The 23,453-nt window shown below is 71.7% G+C and carries 22 protein-coding genes and 2 tRNA genes; 16 read left to right on the top strand and 8 right to left on the bottom strand.

The window, feature by feature from the left end:
* The first annotated feature begins 200 nt into the window (after window positions 1–200).
* The 3 genes from J7E97_RS11440 to J7E97_RS11430 all read left to right on the top strand — a co-directional run bounded on the left by J7E97_RS11440 (window position 201) and on the right by J7E97_RS11430 (window position 2,135).
* Window positions 201–662, top strand: coding sequence for a molybdenum cofactor biosynthesis protein MoaE (locus J7E97_RS11440; protein ID WP_215025336.1), 462 nt, complete (start codon window positions 201–203; stop codon window positions 660–662).
* Window positions 663–780: 118 nt separating this feature from the next.
* Window positions 781–978: a hypothetical protein gene (locus J7E97_RS11435; protein ID WP_215025333.1), complete on the top strand. Its 198-nt coding sequence runs from the start codon at window positions 781–783 to the stop codon at window positions 976–978.
* A 65-nt stretch (window positions 979–1,043) separates the two neighbouring features.
* A complete protein-coding gene (locus J7E97_RS11430) occupies window positions 1,044–2,135 on the top strand; it encodes a PDZ domain-containing protein (protein WP_215025329.1) in 1,092 nt (363 codons plus the stop codon).
* A 103-nt stretch (window positions 2,136–2,238) separates the two neighbouring features.
* Here J7E97_RS11430 and J7E97_RS11425 read toward each other — a convergent pair whose 3' ends face one another.
* On the bottom strand, window positions 2,239–2,811 hold the full coding sequence (locus J7E97_RS11425; protein ID WP_215025327.1) for a PPA1309 family protein: 573 nt from the start codon (window positions 2,809–2,811) through the stop codon (window positions 2,239–2,241).
* A 126-nt stretch (window positions 2,812–2,937) separates the two neighbouring features.
* Between J7E97_RS11425 and J7E97_RS11420 the strand changes: the two genes are divergently transcribed.
* The 4 genes from J7E97_RS11420 (at window position 2,938) to J7E97_RS11405 (ending at window position 8,251) form a co-directional block, all read left to right on the top strand.
* Window positions 2,938–5,841, top strand: a complete 2,904-nt coding sequence (locus tag J7E97_RS11420) for a UPF0182 family protein (RefSeq protein ID WP_374224131.1) — start codon at window positions 2,938–2,940, stop codon at window positions 5,839–5,841.
* 62 nt (window positions 5,842–5,903) lie between these two features.
* A tRNA-Met gene (locus J7E97_RS11415) sits at window positions 5,904–5,977 on the top strand.
* 214 nt (window positions 5,978–6,191) lie between these two features.
* Complete coding sequence (locus J7E97_RS11410) at window positions 6,192–8,120, top strand: tetratricopeptide repeat protein (RefSeq protein WP_215025324.1); 1,929 nt, start codon at window positions 6,192–6,194, stop codon at window positions 8,118–8,120.
* A 57-nt stretch (window positions 8,121–8,177) separates the two neighbouring features.
* Window positions 8,178–8,251: transfer RNA gene (locus J7E97_RS11405), tRNA-Met, on the top strand.
* A gap of 138 nt (window positions 8,252–8,389) precedes the next feature.
* On the opposite strand, the gene J7E97_RS11400 is transcribed toward J7E97_RS11405, so the two are convergent.
* Entirely contained in the window at window positions 8,390–8,809 is a 420-nt protein-coding gene (locus J7E97_RS11400) for a Fur family transcriptional regulator (RefSeq protein ID WP_215025322.1), read from the bottom strand.
* A 131-nt stretch (window positions 8,810–8,940) separates the two neighbouring features.
* Here J7E97_RS11400 and J7E97_RS11395 point away from each other — a divergent pair, with 131 nt between their 5' ends.
* Window positions 8,941–10,410, top strand: coding sequence for a catalase (locus tag J7E97_RS11395; protein ID WP_308346458.1), 1,470 nt, complete (start codon window positions 8,941–8,943; stop codon window positions 10,408–10,410).
* A gap of 130 nt (window positions 10,411–10,540) precedes the next feature.
* On the opposite strand, the gene J7E97_RS11390 is transcribed toward J7E97_RS11395, so the two are convergent.
* Both J7E97_RS11390 and hisN read right to left on the bottom strand, forming a co-directional pair.
* On the bottom strand, window positions 10,541–10,942 hold the full coding sequence (locus tag J7E97_RS11390) for a cyclic nucleotide-binding/CBS domain-containing protein (protein ID WP_215025345.1): 402 nt from the start codon (window positions 10,940–10,942) through the stop codon (window positions 10,541–10,543).
* Window positions 10,943–11,106: 164 nt separating this feature from the next.
* A complete protein-coding gene (hisN, locus tag J7E97_RS11385) occupies window positions 11,107–11,919 on the bottom strand; it encodes a histidinol-phosphatase (protein WP_215025316.1) in 813 nt (270 codons plus the stop codon).
* Between the two features lie 182 nt (window positions 11,920–12,101).
* Between hisN and J7E97_RS11380 the strand changes: the two genes are divergently transcribed.
* Window positions 12,102–12,716, top strand: a complete 615-nt coding sequence (locus J7E97_RS11380; protein ID WP_215025313.1) for a TetR/AcrR family transcriptional regulator — start codon at window positions 12,102–12,104, stop codon at window positions 12,714–12,716.
* Here the strand turns inward: J7E97_RS11380 and J7E97_RS11375 are convergent.
* The 4 genes from J7E97_RS11375 to J7E97_RS11360 all read right to left on the bottom strand — a co-directional run bounded on the left by J7E97_RS11375 (window position 12,682) and on the right by J7E97_RS11360 (window position 16,298).
* A complete protein-coding gene (locus J7E97_RS11375; protein ID WP_215025311.1) occupies window positions 12,682–13,005 on the bottom strand; it encodes a multidrug efflux SMR transporter in 324 nt (107 codons plus the stop codon). The two genes, J7E97_RS11380 and J7E97_RS11375, sit on opposite strands and share 35 nt — an antisense overlap.
* A gap of 120 nt (window positions 13,006–13,125) precedes the next feature.
* Window positions 13,126–14,136 carry a ribosome small subunit-dependent GTPase A gene (gene rsgA, locus J7E97_RS11370; protein WP_215025308.1) on the bottom strand — a complete coding sequence of 337 codons (1,011 nt, stop codon included), beginning with the start codon at window positions 14,134–14,136 and terminating at the stop codon, window positions 13,126–13,128.
* Between the two features lie 8 nt (window positions 14,137–14,144).
* Window positions 14,145–15,506, bottom strand: coding sequence for a 3-phosphoshikimate 1-carboxyvinyltransferase (aroA, locus tag J7E97_RS11365; protein ID WP_215025305.1), 1,362 nt, complete (start codon window positions 15,504–15,506; stop codon window positions 14,145–14,147).
* Between the two features lie 78 nt (window positions 15,507–15,584).
* Complete coding sequence (locus J7E97_RS11360; protein WP_215025302.1) at window positions 15,585–16,298, bottom strand: M50 family metallopeptidase; 714 nt, start codon at window positions 16,296–16,298, stop codon at window positions 15,585–15,587.
* Window positions 16,299–16,351: 53 nt separating this feature from the next.
* Between J7E97_RS11360 and J7E97_RS11355 the strand changes: the two genes are divergently transcribed.
* From J7E97_RS11355 to J7E97_RS11325, 7 genes are all read left to right on the top strand, one after another.
* Window positions 16,352–17,167, top strand: a complete 816-nt coding sequence (locus tag J7E97_RS11355) for an SOS response-associated peptidase (RefSeq protein WP_215025298.1) — start codon at window positions 16,352–16,354, stop codon at window positions 17,165–17,167.
* Window positions 17,168–17,337: 170 nt separating this feature from the next.
* Window positions 17,338–17,997, top strand: a complete 660-nt coding sequence (locus tag J7E97_RS11350) for an alpha/beta family hydrolase (protein WP_215025295.1) — start codon at window positions 17,338–17,340, stop codon at window positions 17,995–17,997.
* Between the two features lie 266 nt (window positions 17,998–18,263).
* On the top strand, window positions 18,264–18,905 hold the full coding sequence (locus J7E97_RS11345; protein WP_215025343.1) for a sigma-70 family RNA polymerase sigma factor: 642 nt from the start codon (window positions 18,264–18,266) through the stop codon (window positions 18,903–18,905).
* Window positions 18,905–19,234: a mycothiol system anti-sigma-R factor gene (rsrA, locus tag J7E97_RS11340; protein WP_215025292.1), complete on the top strand. Its 330-nt coding sequence runs from the start codon at window positions 18,905–18,907 to the stop codon at window positions 19,232–19,234. Before J7E97_RS11345 ends, rsrA begins: the two co-directional genes overlap by 1 nt.
* A 195-nt stretch (window positions 19,235–19,429) precedes the next feature.
* The gene (locus J7E97_RS11335; RefSeq protein ID WP_251054274.1) at window positions 19,430–21,073 is read left to right on the top strand and encodes an HD-GYP domain-containing protein; all 1,644 of its coding nucleotides are present in this window, start codon (window positions 19,430–19,432) and stop codon (window positions 21,071–21,073) included.
* A 38-nt stretch (window positions 21,074–21,111) separates the two neighbouring features.
* Window positions 21,112–22,329, top strand: a complete 1,218-nt coding sequence (locus tag J7E97_RS11330; protein ID WP_215025341.1) for an HD-GYP domain-containing protein — start codon at window positions 21,112–21,114, stop codon at window positions 22,327–22,329.
* 126 nt (window positions 22,330–22,455) lie between these two features.
* Window positions 22,456–23,451, top strand: coding sequence for a hypothetical protein (locus J7E97_RS11325; protein ID WP_215025287.1), 996 nt, complete (start codon window positions 22,456–22,458; stop codon window positions 23,449–23,451).
* Window positions 23,452–23,453: the final 2 nt, after the last annotated feature.

Here is a 23,453-nt window from a genome sequence, read left to right as displayed (position 1 = left end):
GCGCGACCCGGCGGGACGGTCGCGTGCCGCGCGCGGGCCCGGGCGGCCGGGCCCGGTGTTCCGGCCCGGCTTTCCGGCCCGGCCGGCGGCTCCGGGCGGTCCCGGCCCGCGGATCCTGTAGGAGGCTCCATGTCCCGGGGTCGCACAGCCGGTCGAATGGGCTATTCCGCGATGTGAGAGCGGTGGTGCACGATTGCTTCATGGCACCGCACTTCGACCACCCCGGCGAGCAGGCCGCTTCGGACCCCATCCGGCTGCTCGAGATCCGTGACACCCCGCTTTCCATCGACGAGGTCTTCCAGGCCGTCGGCGATGACTCGACGGGCGGTACGACGCTCTTCGTCGGCACGGTGCGCAACCACGACAGCGGGGCGGACGTCGACCAGCTCGGCTACTCCTGCCACCCCTCGGCGGAGGCGGAGATGCGCCGCGTCGCCGAGCGCGTCGTGGCGAAGTACCCGGTCCGCGCCCTGGCCGCCGTCCACCGCGTCGGCGACCTGGCCGTCGGCGACCTCGCGGTCGTCGTCGCCGTGTCCTGCCCGCACCGCGGCGAGGCCTTCGAAGCCTGCCGGATGCTGATCGACGACCTCAAGCACGAGGTGCCGATCTGGAAGCACCAGACCTTCTCCGACGGCACGGAGGAGTGGGTCGGCGCCTGCTGACCGCGGCCCGGCCGCACCCGTTCGGACGCGCAACACGCCCTCGATTTGCGTAACCCCCTCCCGGGCACCAGCGTTGAAGCCACACACAACAGGTACTTCGGGATAGGGAGGCACGCCCATGGCGTCACTGGCGTGGTTGCTGATTCCGCTGTTCGCCGCGATAGGAGCGGCGATATGGGGCAGCTGGGCAGCGCGCGACCGCACGGCGGGGGACATATCCGAGCTCGCGGGCTACGCGAGGTTCCGTGAAGCCATGGGCAAGGACGAACGGTCCCGGGCAACGGCGGAGGCGCACGCCGCTTCCGACGCCGTCTGAGGCGCCGGCCCCGTACCGACCGGCCCCGGAGGTCGCCCGCGAGGGCCGTCCCGTACTGTCGATCCATGCCACGCCGCACTGCGACGATGCTCGCTTCCACCCTGATGCTCTTCGCCCTGCTCTGCGCAGGGGTGTTCATGAAGGTCCCGTACTCCGAGATGAGTCCGGGGCCGACCGTGAACACGCTCGGGGACTCGCACGGCGAGCCGGTCCTGAACATCTCGGGGCACAAGACGTACCCCACCAGCGGGCACCTGAACATGACGACGGTCCGCGTCACGGGCGCGGACTACGACATGAATCTGCTGGAAGCGGTGTACGGCTGGGCGGCCGGCGACAACATCGTCGTACCGCACGAGAACTTGTACCCGGACGGCAAGACGGACCAGGAGTCCACGCAGGAGAACGCCGAGGAGTTCAGCCAGTCGCAGGAGAGCGCCAAGGTGGCCGCGCTCAAGCAGCTCGGCATCCCGGTCGAGGCCCGGGTGATCGTCGCCTCGGTGGTCAAGGGCAGCCCCTCCGAGGGCAAGCTGCACGCGGGTGACGTGATCAAGGCCGTGGACGGCGCCGCCGTCACCGCCCCCGAGGACGTGGCCAAGCTGGTCACCAAGCACAAGCCCGGCGAGCCGGTCGAATTCACCATCGTGCCCGCGGCGCAGGCCGCCGAGGCCGAGAAGGCGCACCGCGAGCCCACCGGCACCACGAAGGTCACGGTCGTCGCGGGCAAGGCGGAAGGCGACGGTCACGCCGTCGTCGGCATCCGGGCGGGCACCGACCACACCTTCCCGTTCACGATCGACATCAAGCTCGCCGACGTCGGCGGCCCGAGCGCCGGCCTGATGTTCTCCCTCGGCATCGTCGACAAGCTCACCCCGCAGGACCTGACCGGCGGCAAGTTCATCGCCGGCACCGGCACCATCGACGAGGCGGGCAAGGTCGGCCCGATCGGCGGCATCCAGATGAAGACGATCGGCGCCCGCCAGGCGGGCGCCCAGTACTTCCTGACCCCCGCCGAGAACTGCGCCTCAGCCGCGGCCGACGTGCCCGACGGGCTGACGCTGGTGAAGGTCTCCACCATCGACGACGCGGTCAAGGCGCTGGAGAAGATCGGCAAGGGCGACACGGCCGGGCTGCCGCAGTGCGGCGCCAAGCCCTGACCGTGTCCGCGCCCGTGTCCGCGCCCGTGTCCGGGCCGGTTTCCGCGCCCGTGCCGCCGGGCCCGGCCGACTGAGCCGGCCGGGGTCTACGGGGTCGGCCGGGTCAGTCGAGGAAGGTGGCGGCGAGCGCCTCGGCGAGCCCCGGCACCAGGGTCGCGCCGGTCAGTACCTCGTTCGCCGAGTCCTTCTCCCGCAGCCGTACGGCCGACTCCCGCGATCCGTCGCGCAGGACGCCCACGGTCAGCCGGACCTCCTGCCGGTCCCGGTGGGCGGCGACCCACTCCGCCAGCTGCTTGTCGGTCAGCCCCTCCGGTACGGAGGCCTCCGCCGACGGCGGCAGCATCAGCCGCTCCACGGTCAGCGCGCAGCCGAGGATCGACGGCGGCCAGGCGATGGTGCCGAGGAACTTGTCGAGCGGGGTGCCGGCCGGCACCTCCTCCTGCTCGATCGGGGTGAGCTGGTTCTTGCCCGTGTCGTCCTGGTCGAGGCCGAGCTGGCGGGCGACTCCCGGCGCCTCCTTGCGCAGCCTGGCCGTATCGACCAGGGCGAAGAGCCGGGCGGGCTTGTCCCAGCCGAGGGTGGAGGCGTACTCGTCGATCTCCAGGACGGCGCGGGTCAGCGGGGTGGCGGCCATCGGGGTGCCGGGGGACGGCGAAAGGTTGGACATGGGAAACATCCTGCCTCCTTTCCACCGGATACCGGGAACTGACTAAAGCCTCAGTAAGTTGCATGGGTGGGCCCTACGATCGGGGGCCCATGCTTTGAAAAATCTCAGCATCACTTACAAACAGCGACTTTCGAGGTGCGCACCTTGGCTTTCCAGATGCCGGACCGAGGCGGAGGCCCCTCCGGGCCACGGATGAGAGTCGGCCGCCCGTCCCGGCGCGCCCGGACTCTTCTGATGACTTTGGGCGTCCTGGCCGTCCTCGCCATGGCGTTCATCATGTTCGCGGGCTTCTGGACGGACTGGCTCTGGTTCCGCTCCGTCGATTACTCCACCGTCTTCACGACCACCCTGTGGACCAAGATCGGGCTCTTCGCCGTCTTCGGCCTGCTCATGGCCGGCGCCGTCGGGCTGAACATCTGGCTGGCCCACCGGCTGCGGCCCCCGCTCAGCGCGATGTCGATGGAACAGCAGAGCCTCGACCGCTACCGGATGAGCGTCGCTCCGTACCGCAAGTGGCTGCTCCTGGGCATCTCGGCGCTCGTCGGACTGATCGCGGGCGCCTCGGCGGCCGGTCAGTGGAAGACCTGGCTGATGTACGTGAACGGGGTGTCCTTCGGGCAGAAGGACCCCCAGTTCCACCTGGACGTGTCCTTCTACACCTTCGACCTGCCCTGGTACCGCTTCCTGCTCGGCTTCGGCTTCGCCGCCGTCGTGCTCTCGGTGATCGCCGCGGCCGTCGTGCACTACCTCTACGGGGGGCTGCGCGTCACGAGCCCGGGTGCGCGGGCCACCGGGGCGGCGACCGGCCACCTGTCGGTGCTGCTCGGCCTCTTCGTCACGCTCAAGGCGGTCGCGTACTGGCTGGACCGGTACGGCCTCGCCGTGAAGTCCAGCGACTTCAAGGCCGCGGACAACTGGACCGGCCTGCGCTACGTCGATGCCAACGCCTACCTGCCGGCCAAGACGATCCTGGTGGCCATCGCCGCGATCTGCGCGGCGCTGTTCTTCGCGACGCTGTGGCGCCGGACCTGGCAACTGCCGGTCATCGGCTTCGGCCTGATGGTCCTCTCGGCGATCCTGATCGGCGGGCTGTACCCGGCGATCGTGCAGAAGTTCCAGGTCCAGCCGAACGAGCAGGCCAAGGAATCCCCGTACGTCGAGAAGAACATCAAGGCGACGCGCGACGCCTACGGGGTCGCCGACGCCTCCGTCACGGACTACGCCGGCCTGCCCGACCCCAAGGCCGACAAGAAGGTGCTCCGCCAGGAGGCCAACACCACGGCCAGCATCCGTCTCCTCGACCCGAACATCGTCTCCCCGGCCTTCCAGCAGCTCCAGCAGAACAAGGGCTACTACGGTTTCCCGGCGACGCTGGCGGTCGACCGGTACAAGGGCCAGGACACGGTCATCGGGCTCCGCGAGCTCAACCTCGCGGGCATCCCGAAGAACAACTGGATCAACGACCACTTCCGTTACACCCACGGGTACGGAGTGGTCGCGGCCAAGGGGACCGAGGTCGCTCCGGGCGGCCAGCCCGTCTTCACCGAGTCGGGCCTGCCGGCCAAGGGCGACCTCGGGACGTACGAGCAGCGGATCTACTACGGCGAGGAGACCAAGCAGTACTCCATCGTCGGGGGGCCGCAGAAGGAGCTCGACTACGCCGACGACGCGGGCGAGAAGGAGACCACCTACAAGGGCGACAGCGGGGTGAGCCTGGGCAACCCGGTCAACCGCGCCGCGTACGCCCTGGCCTTCAGCGAGCCCCAGATCCTCTACTCCGGCGCCATCGGCGACGGTTCGAAGATCCTCTACCACCGCACGCCCAAGGAGCGGGTCGAGGCGGTCGCCCCGTGGCTGACGATCGACGGAGCCGTGTACCCCGCGGTGATCGACGGCCGCGTCCAGTGGATCGTGGACGCCTACACCACCACCAACGGCTACCCCTACGCGTCGCGCACCCGGCTCGGGGACAGCACGGCGGACTCGCTGACCAACTCCCAGCGCGCGGTCGTCGCCCAGGAGAACCAGGTCAACTACATCCGCAACTCGGTGAAGGCCACGGTCGACGCCTACGACGGCACCGTGAAGCTCTACCAGTGGGACAGCAAGGACCCGGTCCTCAAGACCTGGATGAAGGCGTTCCCCGGGACGGTCAAGTCCAAGCAGGAGATCTCGCCGGCCCTGTTGGAGCACCTGCGCTACCCGCAGGACCTCTTCAAGGTCCAGCGCGAGCTGATGACCCGCTACCACGTCACCGACCCGCAGACTTTCCTCAGCGGCAGCGAGGTCTGGGCGGTGCCGGACGACCCGACCACCAAGGCGGGTACGGCCGTTCCGCCGTACTACCTCTCCATGAAGATGCCGGGCCAGAAGGATCCGAACCAGGCCTTCTCGCTCACCACCACGCTCACGCCGAACGGCCGGGACAACCTGAGCGCCTTCATGGCGGTCAACGCCGATCCCACCACCGCCGACTACGGCAAGATCCAGGTGCTGAAGCTGCCCACCCAGAACCCGGTGGACGGCCCCAAGCTGGTGCAGGCGAGGTTCAACTCCAAGCCGGAGATCGCCCAGGAGATCAACATCCTGAGCCGGGGCGACTCCCAGGTGGAGTACGGCAATCTGCTCACGGTCCCGCTCGACAAGGGAATGCTCTACGTCGAGCCGGTCTACGTGCGCGGCGGCGGCCTCAAGTACCCGCTGCTGAAGAAGGTCCTGGTGACCTACGGGGACCAGACGGCCTTCGAGGACACGCTGGAGAAGGCGCTGAACGTGGTGTTCGGGGCCGAATCCGCGACCACGCCACCCACCAACCCGACGACCCCGCCGGGCGACGGCACGACCACGCCCCCGGGCAGCCAGGACCCGACGGTCAAGGCGGCGCTCGCCGACGCGCAGAAGGCCGTGGACGAGGCCGACAAGGCGCTGAAGGCCGGCGACTGGGCGGCGTACGGCAAGGCGCAGGGCGACCTGCAAGCGGCGCTGAAGCGGGCGATCGAGGCCGAGGCGAAGCTGAAGGAACCCGCGGCCGGTTCCTAGCGCGGCCCCTGAGGTCAGTGGTAAATGGTCCGTCCCGCGTCGTGATACTGTGGTTTCACCGACGCGGGGTGGAGCAGCTCGGTAGCTCGCTGGGCTCATAACCCAGAGGTCGCAGGTTCAAATCCTGTCCCCGCTACTGAAGACGAAGGCCCGGATCCGATGGATCCGGGCCTTCGTCATGCCCGGGGGAGATGTGTGGCGGATACGTGGGGGACACGGGGTCGCTGAGATGGGTGAGTTGGGGTGCGGTCGTGTTTGACTTGTCACTCTGTGGGCATGTCGACAAAACGCTGTAGTGACCTCACGGGCTGCGACATACCAGGTGTACGCGGGTAGCAGGTGATGCGACGATGGGATTTATGGGGGACAGGTCAACTCTGCTGGAGACAGGGCGGTTTGTGAGGGCGGAGGCCGAATCGGGTGCGCAGGCCGATGGGGCGGCTCAGGCTGTTGACGCGCGGAACGCGATGACCCCGCAGACCGCGCGGAGCGCCGCGCCCTCGACGCCCCCGGCGATCGTGTCGGCCGCGCGGACCGCCCCGGACGACGACGTATTCGACGACGAGGCCTTCGCGCTGACCGATTCGGCCAGCGATGCCGAACTGGAGGCCCGCCACCGGGTGGCCGCCGACAAGGGCGACCCGGGCGCGATGAGCGTGCTCGGGGCGCTCCTGCTGCGCCGCGGCGACCTGGCCGGAGCCGAGCCCTACCTGCGCGGGGCGACCGCGGAGGGCGACCGCGCCGCCGCCAACAACCTCGGTGTACTCCTGCACCAGCGCGGCTACCCCGAAGACGCCGCCGGCTGGTGGCGCGTCGCCGCCGTGGCCGGATCGGCTCCGGCCGCGCACGCCCTGGGCCGCCACTACCGGGAGCGGGGCGACGAGCCCGCCGCCGAGTACTGGATGCGGCAGGCGGCGGAATCCGGCCACGCGCTGGGCGCGTACGGGCTCGCGGACCTGTTGGAGCACCGCGGGGACAAGGGCGTCGAGCGGTGGTTCCGGGCCGCGGCGGAGCAGGGGCACCGCGAGGCCGCGTACCGGCTGGCCCGGCACCTGAGGAAGGGCGATCCGGTCGAGGCCGAGCAGTGGTACCGGCAGGCCGCCGCGCGTGGCCACCGGCGCGCCGGGCTGCACTTGGGCGCGCTGCTGGAGGCGCGCGGGGAGCTGAAGGAGGCCGGGCGCTGGTACCTGACCTCCGCCAAGCAGGGCGAGCCGCGAGCGGCGTGCGCGCTCGGCTTCCTGCTGCGCGACGCCGGCGACGAGGAGAACGCGGCCACCTGGTGGCTGCGCGCCGCCCAGGACGGCGACGGCAACGCGGCGAACGCGCTCGGGGCGCTGCACGCCGCGCGCGGCGAGACCCAGACGGCGGAGAAGTGGTACCGGGCCGCGATGGACGCGGGCGACCAGAACGGCGCCTACAACCTCGCGCTGCTGTGCGTCGCGCAGGAGCGGACCGCCCAGGCCGAGCAGTGGTACCGGCGCGCGGCGTACGCGGGACACCGCGAGGCGGCCAACGCGCTGGCCATCCTGCTGCTCCAGGTCGGGGACGCGGCGGGCGCGGAGCCGTGGTTCTCCAAGGCGGCGGAAGCGGGGAGCGTGGACGCGGCCTTCAACCTCGGCATCCTGTTCGCGAGCCGGGACGAGGACCGCACGGCGCTGAAGTGGTACGAGCGGGCCGCGTCGGCGGGACACACGGACGCGGCGCTGCAGGTCGGCATCGCCCTGGTCCGGGACGGCGAGGAGCGGGCCGCGGAGCGGCACCTGCGCTGCGCGGCCGGCGGCGGCAGCGCGGAGGCCGCCTTCCGGCTGGCCTCGCTGCTGGAGTCGCTGGCCCCGCCGCCGGAGCCGGTGGCGCTGGGCGAGCCGGTGGGCGGGGTCGAGCGGACCGAGAGCGAGGAGTGGTACGAGCGGGCGGCGGAGCTCGGACACCGGCGGGCGCAGGTCCGGGTCGGCATGCTGGCCGCCGCCCGGGGCGAGCTCTCGGTCGCCGCGCGCTGGTACCGGGAGGCGGCGGAAGCCGGCTCCCGCAACGGGGCGTTCAACCTGGGGCTGCTGCTGGCGCGCGAGGGGAACGAGCCGGAGGCGGCGCTGTGGTGGACCCGGGCGGCGGTGGCCGGGCACGGCCGGGCGGCGCTGCGCCTCGGCCTGCTCGCGGCCCGGCAGGGGGACCTGGCGGAGGGGCAGAAGTGGTGCGTGCGGGCCATGGAACTGGGCCCGGCGGAAGTCTCGGAGCGGGCCCGCCGGCTGCGCGAGGCGCTGGCCGAGGAACTGTCCGCATAGGACCGCTTAACCGATTTGCATCTGCTCGGGTGGCTCGCGTACAGTCAGGTTTACCGACGCGGGGTGGAGCAGCTCGGTAGCTCGCTGGGCTCATAACCCAGAGGTCGCAGGTTCAAATCCTGTCCCCGCTACTGAAGGCTCGAAGGCCCGGATCCTCTGGATCCGGGCCTTCGGTCGTTTTCGACCGGCAAAGGCGCAAACGAAGAGGGGCCCGGGAGCATCGCTCCCGGGCCCCTCTTCGATCAGGTCGGTGGGCTCCGCGTCGCCCGTCAGGCGCCCGCGCAGTTCGGGCACACCCCGCGGTAGGTCACCTCGACCGCCGACACGACGAAGCCGAAACGCTCCGTGTCCGGCAGGTCGGCCAGCGGGTTGCCCGCCGGGTGGACGTCCCGGATCGCGCCGCACTGGGCGCACACCAGGTGCTGGTGGGGGCGGTGGGCGTTCGGGTCGTACCGCTTGGCGCGCCGGTGGTCCGTGGAGACCTCCAGGACCTCACCGAGCGTGACGAGCTCGCCCAGGGTGTTGTAGACGGTGGCGCGCGAGATCTCCGGCAGCTTCGCCACGGCACGCGCGTGCACCTCGTCGGCCGTCAGGTGAACGTGGTCACCGTCGAGCACCTCGGCCACGACGCGCCGCTGTGCGGTCATGCGCCATCCGCGTCCGCGAAGTCGTTCCAGCAGGTCACTCATGGACGCCAGCCTAACAGCGAGGGGATTCGGTGTAACTCCCGAACCCGTGTCGACTTGGATACTTACTTGACTTAGACAATGTCCATTGTAGGATCGGCTGTGGTAGTGCACAGGACAGGACTTTGCAGCAAATTACGCAGGAGGCGCACGTGACGCAGGGACCGCTCACCACGGAGGCCGGAGCTCCGGTCGCCGACAACCAGAACAGTGAGACCGCCGGCATCGGCGGACCCGTTCTGGTCCAGGACCAGCTCCTGCTCGAGAAGCTCGCGCACTTCAACCGCGAGCGCATCCCGGAGCGCGTCGTGCACGCCCGTGGCGCCGGCGCCTACGGCACCTTCACGCTCACGCGTGACGTCTCGCAGTGGACCCGTGCGAAGTTCCTGTCCGAGGTCGGCAAGGAGACCGAGACCTTCCTGCGCTTCTCCACGGTCGCGGGCAACCTCGGCAGCGCCGACGCGGTGCGCGACCCCCGCGGCTGGGCGCTGAAGTTCTACACCGAAGAGGGCAACTACGACCTCGTCGGCAACAACACCCCGGTGTTCTTCATCAAGGACGCCATCAAGTTCCCGGACTTCATCCACACCCAGAAGCGCGACCCGTACACGGGCTCGCAGGAGGCGGACAACGTCTGGGACTTCTGGGGTCTGTCGCCCGAGTCCACCCACCAGGTGACCTGGCTGTTCGGTGACCGCGGCATCCCGGCGTCCTACCGCCACATGAACGGCTACGGCTCGCACACGTTCCAGTGGAACAACGAGGCCGGCGAGGTCTTCTGGGTCAAGTACCACTTCAAGACCGACCAGGGCATCAAGAACCTCACCCAGGCCGAGGCCAACCAGCTCGCCGGTGAGGACCCCGACTCCCACCAGCGCGACCTGCGCGAGTCGATCGAGCGCGGCGACTTCCCGTCCTGGACCGTGCAGGTCCAGATCATGCCGGCGGCCGAGGCGGCCGAGTACCGCTTCAACCCGTTCGACCTCACCAAGGTGTGGCCGCACGAGGACTACCCGCCGATCGAGATCGGCAAGCTGGAGCTCAACCGCAACCCGGAGAACGTCTTCGCCGAGGTCGAGCAGTCGATCTTCTCGCCGGCGCACTTCGTTCCCGGCATCGGTCCGTCCCCGGACAAGATGCTCCAGGGCCGTCTCTTCGGCTACGGCGACGCCCACCGCTACCGCGTCGGCATCAACGCCGATCACCTGCCGGTGAACCGTCCGCACGCCACCGAGGCGCGCACCAACTCCCGTGACGGCGCCCTGTATGACGGCCGCCACAAGGGTACGAAGAACTACGAGCCGAACAGCTTCGGCGGCCCGCACCAGACGGACCGCCCGCTGTGGCAGCCCGTGGCGCTGACCGGCGGCACCGGCAACCACGCGGCCCCCGTGCACTCCGAGGACAACGACTTCGTCCAGGCGGGCAACCTCTACCGCCTGTACTCCGAGGACGAGAAGTCCCGCCTGATCGAGAACCTGTCCGGCTTCATCGCCAAGGTCTCGCGCGACGACATCGTCGAGCGCGCGATCAACAACTTCCGTCAGGCGGACGGTGACTTCGGCAAGCGTCTGGAGGCCGCGGTCCAGGCCCTTCGCGGCTGACCACCCCTTGCGGCCGAGCCGCCGCCGCTCTCGCGGATGTGGTTGCTCGGCGTAGGGGCATCTCCCTAGATGGTCGCTCGCCGAAACAGGAGGGCCGGATCCCCGTCAGGGGGTCCGGCCCTCCTGGCGTTCAGCTCGCCAGCTCGGCCGTGCGGCGCCGGCTCGGAACCCAGCAGCGGATGACGTCGCGCACGGAGACGATGCCCACGGGGCCGCCGTTCTCCAGCACGATCAGATGCCGGAAGCCGCCGTGGGCCATCGCCTCGGCGGCTTCCTGCACGGTGGCGTCCGGGGTGCAGAAGACGACGTTGTTGGTGGTGTGCGCGCCCACGGACTCCCGGTCGGGATCGTGGCCCGCGCCGAGTGAGTTGAGGATGTCGCGCTCGGTCAGAATGCCGATGCCGCTGTGCTCGGGATCGAGGACGACCGCCGCGCCGACGCGCCGTCCGGACATCAGGCAGGCCGCCTGACGGAGGGTGTGAGTGGGGCCGAGGGTGAGGATCACGGTGCTCATGGCGTCGCGGACGAGCATGAAGAGAGCCACCTCCTGGTGAGTCCCTCCGCTTGGGTGGGTGCACCGTGGAAGCCCGCACTTAGAGAAGGCCTTCACAAGCGCACAAGCGGAGGGGTCTCAGATTCCCATGGCCGCGCTGGGTCAGCAAGGAGGCGCGTAAGGGAGCGCGCCGCGGCGCGCGGTCAGGCGCGGGGGCGCAGCAGGCCGAGCATCTCCTCGTGCAGCAGCCCGTTCGAAGCCGCCGCGTTCCCGCCGTGCACGCCGTCGGCCCCGTCCAGGGAGGTGAAACGGCCGCCGGCCTCCTCGACCACCACCGCGAGGGCCGCCATGTCCCACAAGTTCAGCTCCGGCTCGGCGCACAGGTCGAGCGAGCCCTCGGCGACCATCATGTACGGCCAGAAGTCGCCGTAGCCCCGGGTGCGCCAGCACGCGCGGGTCAGGTCCAGGAAGCCGGGCAGCCGCCCCTGCTCCTCCCAGCCGCTCAGCGAGGAGTAGGCGAAGGAGGCGTCGCCGAGCGTGGCGACCTTGGAGACGCCGAGCCGGGTGGTCCCGCCGAGCGCGCCGCCCGCGTACGCGCCCCGGCCGCGCGCCGCCCACCAGCGGCGGCCGAGGGCCGGCGCGGACACCACGCCGACGACCGGGCGGAACTCCCCGGCGGGGTCCGCCGGATCGGCCTCCATCAGGGAGATCAGCGTCGCCCAGACGGGAACGCCCCGCACGTAGTTCTTCGTACCGTCGATCGGGTCCACGACCCAGCGGCGCGGGCCGTCGCCCTTGAGGCCGTACTCCTCGCCCAGGATCGCGTCGCGAGGCCGTGCGGCCGTGATCCCGGCCCGGATGATCTCCTCGGTGGCGGTGTCGGCCTCGCTCACCGGGGTCATGTCGGGCTTCGTCTCGACCTTCAGGTCGAGGGCGCGGAACCGCTCCATCGTGGCGGCGTCCGCCGCGTCGGCGAGTTCGAGGGCAAGGCGCAGGTCATCGTCATACTCGGGCATGGCCGAACAGTACCGAGACGGCCGGAGCCCGGCGAGCCGCGTCCACGGCGGCGGCCGGCGCGGGAGCCCGCCGCGGCAGTTCACCGCAACATCCCGAGTGCGCGGGGCGCGGGGGACGGGAACCCTTGACAGGACCTGTCGGTCCGTCAACTCTGACGGAGACGTCAAAGGGGGAGGCAGTGGTGCCGACGGCCCGGGAATCCTTGCTGGAAGCGGCGGGAGCGGCGCTCTCGGCGCGCCCTTGGCCGGCCGTGCGGATGGTCGACGTCGCGGCGTCCGCCGGGGTGTCCCGCCAGACCCTCTACAACGAGTTCGCAGGCAAGACGGGACTGGGCCACGCCCTGGTCCGGCGCGATGCCGCCTGGTACCTCGACGGGGTGGAGCGGGCGCTCACGTCTCCGGGCGGCCGCGCCGAGCGCCTGGTCGCGGTCGCGGAGTGGACCGTACGGGCCTCGCAGGCGCGTCCCCTCGTACGGGCCCTGCTGACGGGGTGCTGGAACGGGAACTTGCCCGTCCCGGCCGGACGGGGCGTCCGGCCCGGCCTGCCGGCCCTCGGGCCCGGCGAACTGGTCCGCTCCGTGCGCGAGCGGGCGAGCGCCGCCTTCGCCCCGGGCGAGGACCGGGCGCGGGAGCGGGGCCGGGCGCAGGAGCAGGGGGAGTGGGCGCAGCGCTGCGAACTCGCCGTGCGCCTCGCGATGTCCTATCTGCTCGCGCCCGCCGAAGCGCCGGGACGGCCCGGCCCCGCCGAACTGCTGCGGCTGTTCAATGCGCCGAACCCGAAAGCTGAAGACCGATGACGCCGAGGATGACCAGCGAGATCGAGACGAGTTTGAGGGTGGAGACCAGGTCCCCGAGGAAGATCATCCCGTAGATCGCGGTTCCGGCGGCTCCGATGCCCGTCCACACCGCGTAGGCCGGGCCCACGTCCAGCTTCTTCAGGGCCAGCGTCAGCAGACCGAAGCTGCCGAGCGCGAAGCACGCGAAGGCGACGGTCGGCCACAGCCGGGTGAAGCCGTGCGACAGCTTGAGGCAGACCGCGAAGCCCGTTTCCAGGATTCCGGCGGCCACGACCAACAGCCACGCCATGGCGTGTGCCTCCCCGCGTCACGTGACGCGCTCTTGGCCTCAGCCGTCGCGCCACTTGGTGCGATTATGCATTTACCAGACACGGCGCGCGGCAAACCCCTTCATAGGATCGGGCGCCGGTCAGTCGCCCTCGCGCCGCTCCCGCGTCTGGAGCAACCGGCGCAGCGAGTAGAGCCGCGCGGGATCCGCGTGGCCGTCCTCCACCCACTTGTCGAGCGCGCAGTCCGGCTCGTCGTGGCTGCACGCGCGCGGGCACCCCTCCGTCCCCGGCACCAGCTCGGGGAAGGCGAGGATCACCCGGGACGGGTCCACGTGGTGCAGGCCGAAGGAGCGCACGCCCGGGGTGTCGATGACCCAGCCGTCCCCGCCCGGCAGCGGCAGCGCGAGCGCCGAGGTGGTGGTGTGCCGGCCCCGGCCGGTCACCGCGTTGACCACTCCGGTGGCGCGCTGGCGGCCCTCGGCGACCAGCGAGTTCACCAGGGTGGTCTTGCCGACGCCCGAATGGCCGACGAAGGCGGTGATCCGGCCGTTGAGGTGCTCGCGCACCTTGTCGGCGGCGTCGCCCGTCGCCAGTTCGTCGCGGTTGGTGACCACGTAGTTCAGGCCGAAGGTCGAGTAGATCTCCAAGATCTTGTCGGCCGAGGTCAGGTCGGACTTCGTCAGCACCAGCAGCGGTTCCAGCCCGGCGTCGTACGCGGCCACCAGGCAGCGGTCGATCATCCGGGGCCGCGGTTCCGGGTCGGCCAGCGCGGTCACGATGGCCAGCTGGTCGGCGTTGGCGACGACGACGCGCTCGTACGGGTCGTCGTCGTCGGCCGTGCGCCGCAGGACGGACTTGCGCTCCTCGATCCGCACGATGCGGGCCAGGGTGTCCTTCTTGCCGGTGAGGTCACCGACGATCCAGACCCGGTCGCCGACCACCGCCGCCTTGCGGCCCAGCTCGCGGGCCTTCATGGCGTGCACCGGGCGGTCCTCGACCAGGCAGGTGAGCCGTCCCCGGTCGACGGTCAGGACGAAGCCCTCGGCCGCGTCCTCGTGCTTGGGCCGGATGGTCGTCCGCGGCCGGTTGCCCTTGGGGTTGGGCCGCTGGCGGATGTCGTCCTCGTCGGTGTTCTTGCCGTACCTGCGCATGGCGGGCCCTACGCTCCCACGCCTGTCGACACCGATTTCGAGAGCATGTCCGTCCACATCTTCGGGAAGTCGGGAAGCGTCTTCGCGGTCGTCGCCACGTTCTCGATGAGCACGCCGTCCACGGCCAGGCCGATCACGGCGCCGGCGGTGGCCATCCGGTGGTCGTCGTACGTGTGGAAGGTGCCGCCGTGCAGCGGGCGCGGCCGGATCCGCAGACCGTCCTCGGTCTCCGTGACGTCGCCGCCCAGCCCGTTGATCTCCTTGGTGAGCGCCGCCAGCCGGTCCGTCTCGTGCAGGCGCAGGTGCCGTACGCCGCGCAGCACCGACTCCGAGTCGGCCAGCGCCGCGACCGCCGCGATGCCCGGGGTCAGCTCGCCGACCTCGCCCAGGTCCACGTCGATGCCGTGGATCTTGCCGGAGCCCGTGAAGACCAAGCCCGCGTCGGTCAGCTCGCAGGAGCCGCCCATCTCGGTGAAGATCCGGCGCAGCGCGTCACCGGGCTGCGTCGTGCGGCGCGGCCAGTCCCGGATGGTGACTGTGCCGCCCGTGATCAGGGCCGCCGCCAGGAAGGGCTGGGCGTTGGAGAGGTCGGGCTCGACGACCAGGTCGCGGCCGAGCAGGGCGCCGGGGGCGACCCGCCAGACGTCCTTCTCGCCGCCGGCCTCGGGGGTGTCGACCTGGGCGCCCGCCGCGCGCAGCATCTCCACCGTCATCCGGATGTGCGGCATGGAAGGCAGCTTGTCGCCCACGTGCCGCACCTCGACGCCCTGGTTGAAGCGCGGGGCGGAGAGCAGCAGCGCGGAGACGAACTGCGAGGAGTTGCTCGCGTCGATCTCGACCGTGCCGCCCTCCAGGGCCCCGCCGCCCTGGACGGTCAGCGGCAGCGCGCCGCGGCCGTCGTCGTCGATGCGGGCGCCGAGCGTGCGCAGCGCGGTGATGACCTGGCCGAGGGGGCGCTCGTAGGAGCGCGGATCGCCGTCGAAGCGGATGTCACCGGAGGCGAGGGTGGCGACGGGCGGCAGGAAGCGCATGACCGTGCCCGCGTTGCCGACGTCGACCGTGGCCGGGCCGTGCAGGGCGGCCGGGATGATCCGCCAGGCCTCGCCGGTGTCGCCCTCGCGGGCGGAGCTGGAGCTGGAGGAGACCGTCTCCTCGATGCCCACGCCCAGCGCGCGCAGTGCGTCGGACATCAGCTGGGAGTCGCGGGAGCGCAGCGGGCGGCGCACCCAGCCCGGCTCCGCGGCGAGCGAGGCGAGCACGAGGGCGCGGTTGGTGACCGACTTGGACCCCGGCACCGTGACGGTGGCGTGGACGGTGCCGTCGGCGATCGGGGCGGGCCAGAGGGCGTGGGGCGCGGGAGTCTCGGTCATGCCCCCACTTTAGTGGCTTCCCACGACCGCAGATCTTGATCGCGGGCTCGTCTCGGCGGCCGGACGGACCCGGGGCGCTCAGAGCGCCAGCAGCCAGCGTCCGCCGCCGACGAGCGAGCACAGCGCGACCACGTGGAAGAGCAGCAGCCACACCACCGGGTGCAGGTGGGTGAGCCGTCCCAGCTGGTCCGCGTCCGAGTCCGGAGCTCCGCCGTGCCGGCGCTTCGCCCCCAGCTCGAAGACCGGCCGGACCCCGCCCAGCAGCAGGAACCACACCACCGCGTAGGCGAAGACCGCCTGTACGTCGGCCGGTGTCAGCCAGGAGACCAGGACGAAGGCGGCGCCCGTCAGCACCACCGTCAGCAGTCCGTACGCGTTGCGGATCATCACCAGCATCGCCAGGAGCAGGGCGGTCGCCGCCCACAGCAGCAGCGTGATCCGGTGCGCGGAGAGCAGGGCCGCTCCGCCGAGGCCGAGCAGCGAGGGCGCCGTGTACCCGGCGACGGCGGTCAGGACCATCCCGACGCCGGTGGGCTTGCCCCGGCTGACGGTGACCCCGCTGGTGTCCGAGTGCAGCCGTATCCCGTCCAGGCGCCGGCCGGTCAGCAGGGCCAGCAGCCCGTGGCCGCCCTCGTGCGCGATGGTGATCGCGTTGCGCGACAGGCGCCACACCGGTCGGGGTCCCACGGTGGCCAGCGCCGCCAGGCCCGTAGCGATCACCAGCCACAGGTCGGGCGCCGCCTGTATGCCCGTGAGCCGGTCCCACAGGCCGGCCGTGGTGCTGCTGTCCATGAGGTGGCGGACTCCTTGCGGTCGTGGTCGGATGCCATGGCAGTGTGGCAGCCATGTGCGGAAGGTATGCAGCGAGTCGTCGGCCCGAGGATCTGGTGGAGGTCTTCGGGGTGGAGCGGTGGGAGCCGGAGGAGGCCCTGGCCGCCGACTGGAACGTGGCCCCGACCAAAGAGGTCCACGTGGTCCTCGACCGCCCCCTGAAGGACGCTCCGAGCCCGCGTCCGGTTCGCCAGCTGCGGGTCCTGAAATGGGGACTGGTGCCGTCCTGGGCCCAGAACCCGCAGGGCGCGGCCCGGATGATCAACGCCCGGTCCGAGACGATCGCGGAGAAGCCGTCCTTCCGCCGTCCTTTCGCACTGCGCCGCTGCATCATCCCCGCGGACGGCTACTACGAGTGGGTCACCGCCCACGACGAGCGGCAGCTGGAGGTCGAGGGCAAGAAGAAGCGGGCCCGCAAGCAGCCCTACTTCGTCCTCCCCGGCGACGGCTCCGTCTTCGCCATGGCCGGGATATACGAGTTCTGGCGCGACCGGACCCTCCCCGACGACCATCCGCTGGCCTGGTGGGCGACCTGCTCGGTGATCACCGCGGAGGCCGAGACCGGGCCCCTCGGCGTCAGCCCCGCCGAGGGGCCGCGCTCGCTCGCCGACATCCACCCCCGGATGCCGCTGATGCTCACCCCGGACCGGTGGGACGCCTGGCTGGACCCGGCGCGGACCGACCCGGACGAACTGGAGGCCCTGCTGGCGCCGCCGCCCGGCGGACTGATGCGCGCCTATCCGGTGTCCACGGCCGTCAGCAACGTGCGCAACAACGGCCCCGAGCTGCTGGAGGAACTGGCCGCGCCGGAGGAGAGCACGCTCTTTTGACCGACCGCGGAGCTTGCGGCCGCCCGCGATCCCGGCCGCTCGCGTTCGGTCCACTCCGCGCTTGCTGAGTTCCGCGTGCTGCGTGCTGCGTGCTGCGTGCAGCGGGGCCGTTGGCCGCGGGCCGCATGCCGCGGGCGGCCCGCGCCGTCCCCGACCGGCATGATCGGGGCATGAGCACGCGTACCGAGAGCGTCGACACCCCGGCGGGCGAGGCCCGCATCACCTGGCACCCGGCCCCCGCGGGCAAGGCCCGCCTGGTGCTCGCCCTCGGCCACGGCGCCGGCGGCGGGATCGAGGCCCGGGACCTGCGGGCTCTCGCGGGGGCCCTGCCCGCCCTGGGGATCACCGTGGCCCTGGTCGAGCAGCCCTGGCGGGTCGCCGGGAAGAAGGTCGCCGCCGCGCCCAAGGTCCTGGACGAGGGCTGGCGCGCCCTGTGGCCCGCCCTCGCGCAACCCGGACGGCCGGTCGTCGCCGGGGGACGCAGCGCCGGGGCCCGCGTGGCCTGCCGGACCGCCGCCGAGCTCGGTGCGGCCGGGGTGCTGGCGCTGGCCTTCCCGCTGCACCCGCCGGGCCGCCCCGAGAAGTCCCGGGCGGAGGAACTACTGGGGGCCGGCCGGCCCGCCCTCGTGGTTCAGGGCGGCCGCGACCCCTTCGGGCGGCCGGAGGAGTTCCCGGAGCGGGGCGCGCGCGGAGCCTCGTACGAGCTGGTGGAAGTGGCGTACGGGGACCACGGATTCGCCGTCCCGAAGAAGGCGGACCTGACGCAGGAGGAGGCCCTGGAAGTGATCACCGGGGCGGTGGCCGAGTGGCTCGGGCGGCTCCCGGTGTGAGTCCGGCCGCAAACCGCCCCCCTTGCGGGAATGCGCCGCCCGGCCCTTCTGTTGTGCCGGATGTCGGTACGTACGGGAAGACGTCGGAGGAGAGCGAGCGCATGACCCAGGTCATCAGCCAGAACCGTCCGCAGGCCGCTGACCTGGACTGGACAGTGCTGCCCGCCCCCAAGCGCGGAAAGCTCCGGGCGGCGGCGGACCGGGATGGTCGACTATTCTCCGATTCGAGCGGGTCCGCTTTCGGAGTCGCCACGCAGTCGGAGGAGGTGGGTCCTGTCGCTGGGACCGACGAAGGCCATGCGGAGGAGACGACCCCGCAGCGCAATGCGCGCTTCGAGAGGGACGCCCTCGGCTACCTCGACCAGATGTACTCGGCCGCGCTGCGCATGACGCGCAATCCGGCCGACGCCGAGGACCTGGTCCAGGAGACGTACGCGAAGGCATACGCGTCGTTCCACCAGTTCCGCGAGGGCACCAACCTGAAGGCGTGGCTGTACCGCATTCTGACCAATACCTTCATCAACTCCTACCGCAAGAAGCAGCGCGAACCCCAGCGCAGTGCGGCCGAGGAGATCGAGGACTGGCAGCTGGCGCGCGCCGAGTCGCACATGTCGACCGGACTGCGTTCGGCCGAGTCGCAGGCGCTCGATCACTTGCCCGATTCGGATGTGAAGGAAGCGCTTCAGGCCATTCCGGAGGAGTTCCGCATCGCGGTCTACCTTGCCGACGTAGAGGGCTTTGCGTACAAGGAGATCGCGGACATCATGGGTACACCCATCGGTACGGTCATGTCGCGACTGCACCGTGGCCGCCGTCAACTCCGCGGAATGCTGGAGGACTATGCCCGCGAGCGCGGGCTCGTCCCCGCCGGCGCGGGAGAGTCGAACGACCTGAAAGGCTCGGGCTGATGAGCTGCGGAGATCCGCACGAGACGGAGTGCTCTGAGGTCCTGGACCACCTTTATGAGTTCCTGGACCACGAGATGCCCGACAGCGACTGCACGAAGTTCGAGACCCACTTCGGCGAGTGCAATCCCTGTCTGGAGAAGTACGGTCTCGAGCAGGCCGTGAAGAAGCTGGTGAAACGCTGCTGCGGTTCGGACGACGTGCCGACCGATCTGCGGTCGAAGGTCATGGGGCGGATCGAACTGATCCGTTCGGGTCAGGCCGTACCGGACCATGACATCACGGTGGAACCCGCCGGCGCCGAATCCCTGCCGGGGTCCGCGGCGGGCTGAAATCAGCCGCGTTCACCGGCCGAGCCCCCGGAAGAGGCACTTCCTTCACTCGAAGGTGGTAATCCGGGGGCGTCCGCATGGTGCAATGCGGAAATGTGGCCCAGCTCGCTCCCGGGCCCACTTATTCTCCCCCTTCGGTACTGGTTTGATTCGGTACCTGACCTGGCTTGCACGGCTCAGGGGGAGGAGAGCGCCTTGCGGGTACTTCTGCCGGCGGCGCGCGCCTGCGTCCTGTGCGCCGTCCTCGCCGCGCTGGCGTGCGCATTCCCGGCCCTCACCGATTCCGGGACCCCCTGGCCCTCCGTCGGCCTGCTCTCCGTGCTCTACCTCGGCTGCGAACTCGTCAAGGTCTCCCCGTTCACGGGCCGCCGGGTGCCCGAGGGGCTCGGCTCCTTCTTCCCCGTGGTGCTGGCCGCGGTGTTCTTGCTCCCGCCCGCCGCGGCCGCGCTCGTCGCGCTGCCCGGCGGGCTCGCCGGAACCGTCGTCCAACGGCCCGCCTGGGTACGCCGGACGTGGCACGCGGCCCAGCAGTCGATAGCCGCCTGGGCCGCCGGACAGATCTACGGGCTCCTGGGCGGACCCGGGGCGCTCGGCGGGCCCGGGGCGCCCGGTACGGGCTCCTTCGGCGGGACGGGTCCGCCGGGGGCGGACGGCGCCGCCGCCTGGATCGCCGACTTCCCCTACGTGATGCTCCCCGCGGCCGCCGCGGCCGTCGCCTTCTGCCTGGTGCTCACCGCCCTCGACGGCGGCATCCTGGCCGCCGCGGAACGCCGGCCCGCCGCGACCGCCTGGCGCGGACTGCTCACCCGGTCCCTCGTCCCGCACTGCGTACACGGTCTCGCCGGGCTGATGATGGCCGTCATGTGGCGCAGCCCGTACGGACTTCCGGCCGCCCTGCTCGTCCTGCTGCCGATGTACATCTCCTGCTGGGTCTTCGCCCAGTACCACCGCGAGCGCGCCGCCCACCAGGCCACCATCCGGGCGCTGGTCCAGGCCGTCGACATCAAGGACCGCTACACGCGGGGCCACAGCGAGCGGGTCGGACAGGCCTCCGCGATGATCGCCCGCGAGCTGGGCATGGGCGAGGAACGCCTCGAAGTCGTGCGCATCGCGGGGATCCTGCACGACGTCGGCAAACTGGGCGTCCCCACCCGGCTGCTGCGCAAGGACGGACCGCTGAGTCCCGAGGAACGCCGGATCATCGAACTGCACCCCGAGTACGGACACGAGATGGTGCGCGGCATCGGTTTCCTGGGCGAGGCCCGGTCGGCGATCCTGCACCACCACGAGCGGGTGGACGGCTCCGGCTACCCGTACGGGCTGACCGGGGAGCAGATCCCGGTGCTGGCCCGGGTGGTGGCGGTGGCCGACGCCTTCGACGCGATGACGTCGACCAGGTCGTACAGCAGGGCCCGGCCGGTCACGGTCGCCCTGGCCGAACTCGAACGGTGCGCGGGTGCGCAGTTCGACCCGGACATGGTGCGGGCGCTGGTCGACGCGATCGGGCGGCAGGGCTGGCACCCGGTGGTGACCTCGGACGAGGACCTCCAGGTGATCTCCTCGGGAGGTACGGGCCCGGGCGCCCCGGCGGCGGCCGCCGCTCCCGCCGCGGCGCCGGCGGCCACCGCTCCCGCCGCAGCCCCGTCCGCTCCCACCGCGCCGTCCGCCAACGCGGCGCCGTCCCCGGCCGCGGACGGGGATCGGACCGGCCCGGTGCTCGCGGGGCTCCCCGCCCAGACCGGCGGGGACGGGGGCCAGCAGGACAGGGGTGCGGCGGGCGCCGGCGGCGGCGCAGCCGAGGGCCCTGCTTCCGCCCCCTCGGCGGGAGCGCCCGCGTGAGGGCGTGGGCCGTCGGGGTCGTGCGGGGGGCCGCCGGGATGCTGACCGTGGCCGCGCTCGGGCACACCCTGTGGAACGGCCTCGTCGAGCCGGGCATCGCCCTCTCCTTCGGCACCCTGATCACCGTCGGCGAGCTCGCCCGCCGCGACCGCGGCGACGCCGCCCGGCAGCAGCCCGCGCCGCTCGGTTCCGCCGGAGCGCTCGCGTACGCCCTGCTCGGGCAGAACGCCGGGCAGCCCACCCACCACGAGGTCCTGCAGATCGTCGCCGTCGTCGTCGCGGCCGCGCTCGTCGGGATCGTCCCGCACATCGCCCGGGGCCGCGGCCCCGCCCTCGACCACCTCGCCCGCCGGGTGCTCACCGTCACCTTCGCCGCCGTCTGCTTCCAGCCGCTCTACAACTCCGGCCGGCTGGAGGACCGGGTCGGGCAGGGTCCGTACCTCGTGCTGTTCCTGGTCTTCCTGCTCGGCCTCACCGCCCTCTGCGACGCCGTGCTCGCCGCCGTCCTCTCCGGGGCCCGTACCGGCTGGCCCTTCGGCCCGCTGCTGCGCGACGAGCTGCGCGCGCAGCTGGGCGTCGGCTCGGCGATCTGTGCCACCGGGGTGGTCATGGCCCTCGGGGTCGCCGTCGCGGGCCTGTGGGCGGTGCCCGTCTTCAGCGTGCCGCTGCTGCTCACCCAGATGTCCTTCCACCGGATCACCGCGATCCGCACCACCTACCGCCAGACCATCACCTCCCTGGCCCGCGCCACCGAGATCGCCGGCTACACCCGGCCCGGCCACTCCCGCCGGGTCGCCGCCCTCAGCTGCGCCGTCGGACGGGAGCTCGGCCTCTCGGAGCGGGAGCTCACGGTGCTGGAGTACGCCGCCCTCATGCACGACATCGGGCAGCTCTCCCTCGTCGACCCGGTCCCGGACGGGGCCACCGCCGAGCTGCCCGCCGCCGAGGCCCGCCGGATCGCCGGGCTGGGCGGGGAGGTGGCCCGGCAGACCGGGGTCCCCGCCGAGGTCGCGGTGGTGGTGGAGCTGCAGGCCGACCCGTACCGGGAGCAGCCCGTCGCCGCCCGGATCGTGCGCACGGTCAACGCGTACGACGACCTCCTCGGCGCGGCGCGTCACCCGGGCGGCTCACTGGCGGCCCTGGAGCGGCTCCGCCTGGGAACCGGACACGACTACCAGCCGGAAGTGGTGGAGTGTCTGGCCAGGGTGCTCGCCCGGGGTGGACGTGTCAGAGTCGTACCCGTCCCGCCTGGGTAACCCATGGGTAATGAGCGGCCGTCCGAGTGGGCATGGTTGGATGCCAGTAAGGGTGTCCCCAGCAAGAGTGTCAGTGAGCGTCCGCAAGGCCGCACCGTTGCATCGTCGGACCGGCAGGCGGGAATCGTGAGGATCTTCGGGAAGGTACGGCACAGGCCCTCCGCTTCGTGGCGGCAGGCCACCGACCGCGCGTTCACGCTGATCGGCGACGGTCGGTACGAGGACGCGGGCGCGCTCCTGACCAGAGCCGCGGACCTGGAGCCCTGGCTGTCCGAGTCCTGGTTCAACCTGGCCCTGCTGCACAAGTTCCGCCATGACTGGGAGCAGGCGCGGGCCGCCGGGCTGCGCGCGGTGGCCCTGCTCGACCGGGAGACCGGCGCCCCGGACTGGTGGAACGTCGGCATCGCCGCGACCGCCCTGCAGGACTGGCCGCTGGCCCGCCGCGCCTGGCAGGCGTACGGGCTGAAGGTGCCCGGGGACCAGCACGGCGTGGGCGGCGGCGGGGAGCCGGTGGGCATGGAGCTCGGCAGCGCGGCCGTACGGCTGTCGCCCGAGGGCGAGGCCGAGGTGGTCTGGGGCCGCCGGCTGGACCCGGCCCGCATGGAGGTCCTGTCGATCCCGCTGCCCTCCTCGGGGCGGCGCTGGGGCGAGGTGGTCCTGCACGACGGGGTCCCGCACGGCGAGCGCGTCACCGCGGCCGGGCCCTCCTACCCCGTCTTCGACGAGATCGAGCTGTGGGCGCCGTCCCCGGTGCCCACCTGGGTGGTCCTGCTGGAAGCGGCCACCGAGGCCGACCGCAACGCCCTGGAGCAGCTGGCCTCCGATGCGGGCTTCGCCGCCGAGGACTGGTCCTCGTCGGTGCGGCTGCTGTGCCGCACCTGCTCGGAGAGCGCGATGCCGAGCGGCGAGGGCGACGGCGAGCACCTGGACCCGCACGACCACAGCGAACCCGGGCACCCCGGCCCGCTGGGGCACCGTACGACGGGGTCCGGGTCCCTGTGGGTGCCCGAGCGCGAGTGCGGGATCGCGGCGCCGGCCGGGCTGGTGCGCGGACTGCTCGACGGATGGGTCGCGGACAGCCCGGATACCCGGGAGTGGCGGGATCTCGAAGAAGTCTGCTGACC

The organism is Streptomyces sp. ISL-66 (assembly GCF_018614135.1).
Classification (GTDB): Bacteria; Actinomycetota; Actinomycetes; order Streptomycetales; family Streptomycetaceae; genus Streptomyces.
This window is presented reverse-complemented; position numbering and strand designations above follow the sequence as displayed.

What these genes read in the sequence shown, in the direction of transcription:
- hisN (WP_215025316.1), bottom strand. Translation starts at nt 11,919, where the DNA reads ATGCCCGAGTATGACGATGACCTGCGCCTTGCCCTCGAACTCGCCGAC.
- J7E97_RS11375 (WP_215025311.1), bottom strand. Translation starts at nt 13,005, where the DNA reads ATGGCGTGGCTGTTGGTCGTGGCCGCCGGAATCCTGGAAACGGGCTTC.
- rsgA (WP_215025308.1), bottom strand. Translation starts at nt 14,136, where the DNA reads ATGCGCAGGTACGGCAAGAACACCGACGAGGACGACATCCGCCAGCGG.
- J7E97_RS11440 (WP_215025336.1), top strand. Translation starts at nt 201, where the DNA reads ATGGCACCGCACTTCGACCACCCCGGCGAGCAGGCCGCTTCGGACCCC.
- J7E97_RS11410 (WP_215025324.1), top strand. Translation starts at nt 6,192, where the DNA reads ATGGGATTTATGGGGGACAGGTCAACTCTGCTGGAGACAGGGCGGTTT.
- J7E97_RS11355 (WP_215025298.1), top strand. Translation starts at nt 16,352, where the DNA reads ATGTGCGGAAGGTATGCAGCGAGTCGTCGGCCCGAGGATCTGGTGGAG.
- J7E97_RS11400 (WP_215025322.1), bottom strand. Translation starts at nt 8,809, where the DNA reads ATGAGTGACCTGCTGGAACGACTTCGCGGACGCGGATGGCGCATGACC.
- J7E97_RS11430 (WP_215025329.1), top strand. Translation starts at nt 1,044, where the DNA reads ATGCCACGCCGCACTGCGACGATGCTCGCTTCCACCCTGATGCTCTTC.
- aroA (WP_215025305.1), bottom strand. Translation starts at nt 15,506, where the DNA reads ATGACCGAGACTCCCGCGCCCCACGCCCTCTGGCCCGCCCCGATCGCC.
- rsrA (WP_215025292.1), top strand. Translation starts at nt 18,905, where the DNA reads ATGAGCTGCGGAGATCCGCACGAGACGGAGTGCTCTGAGGTCCTGGAC.
- J7E97_RS11390 (WP_215025345.1), bottom strand. Translation starts at nt 10,942, where the DNA reads ATGCTCGTCCGCGACGCCATGAGCACCGTGATCCTCACCCTCGGCCCC.
- J7E97_RS11425 (WP_215025327.1), bottom strand. Translation starts at nt 2,811, where the DNA reads ATGTTTCCCATGTCCAACCTTTCGCCGTCCCCCGGCACCCCGATGGCC.
- J7E97_RS11435 (WP_215025333.1), top strand. Translation starts at nt 781, where the DNA reads ATGGCGTCACTGGCGTGGTTGCTGATTCCGCTGTTCGCCGCGATAGGA.
- J7E97_RS11360 (WP_215025302.1), bottom strand. Translation starts at nt 16,298, where the DNA reads ATGGACAGCAGCACCACGGCCGGCCTGTGGGACCGGCTCACGGGCATA.
- J7E97_RS11330 (WP_215025341.1), top strand. Translation starts at nt 21,112, where the DNA reads ATGCTGACCGTGGCCGCGCTCGGGCACACCCTGTGGAACGGCCTCGTC.
- J7E97_RS11350 (WP_215025295.1), top strand. Translation starts at nt 17,338, where the DNA reads ATGAGCACGCGTACCGAGAGCGTCGACACCCCGGCGGGCGAGGCCCGC.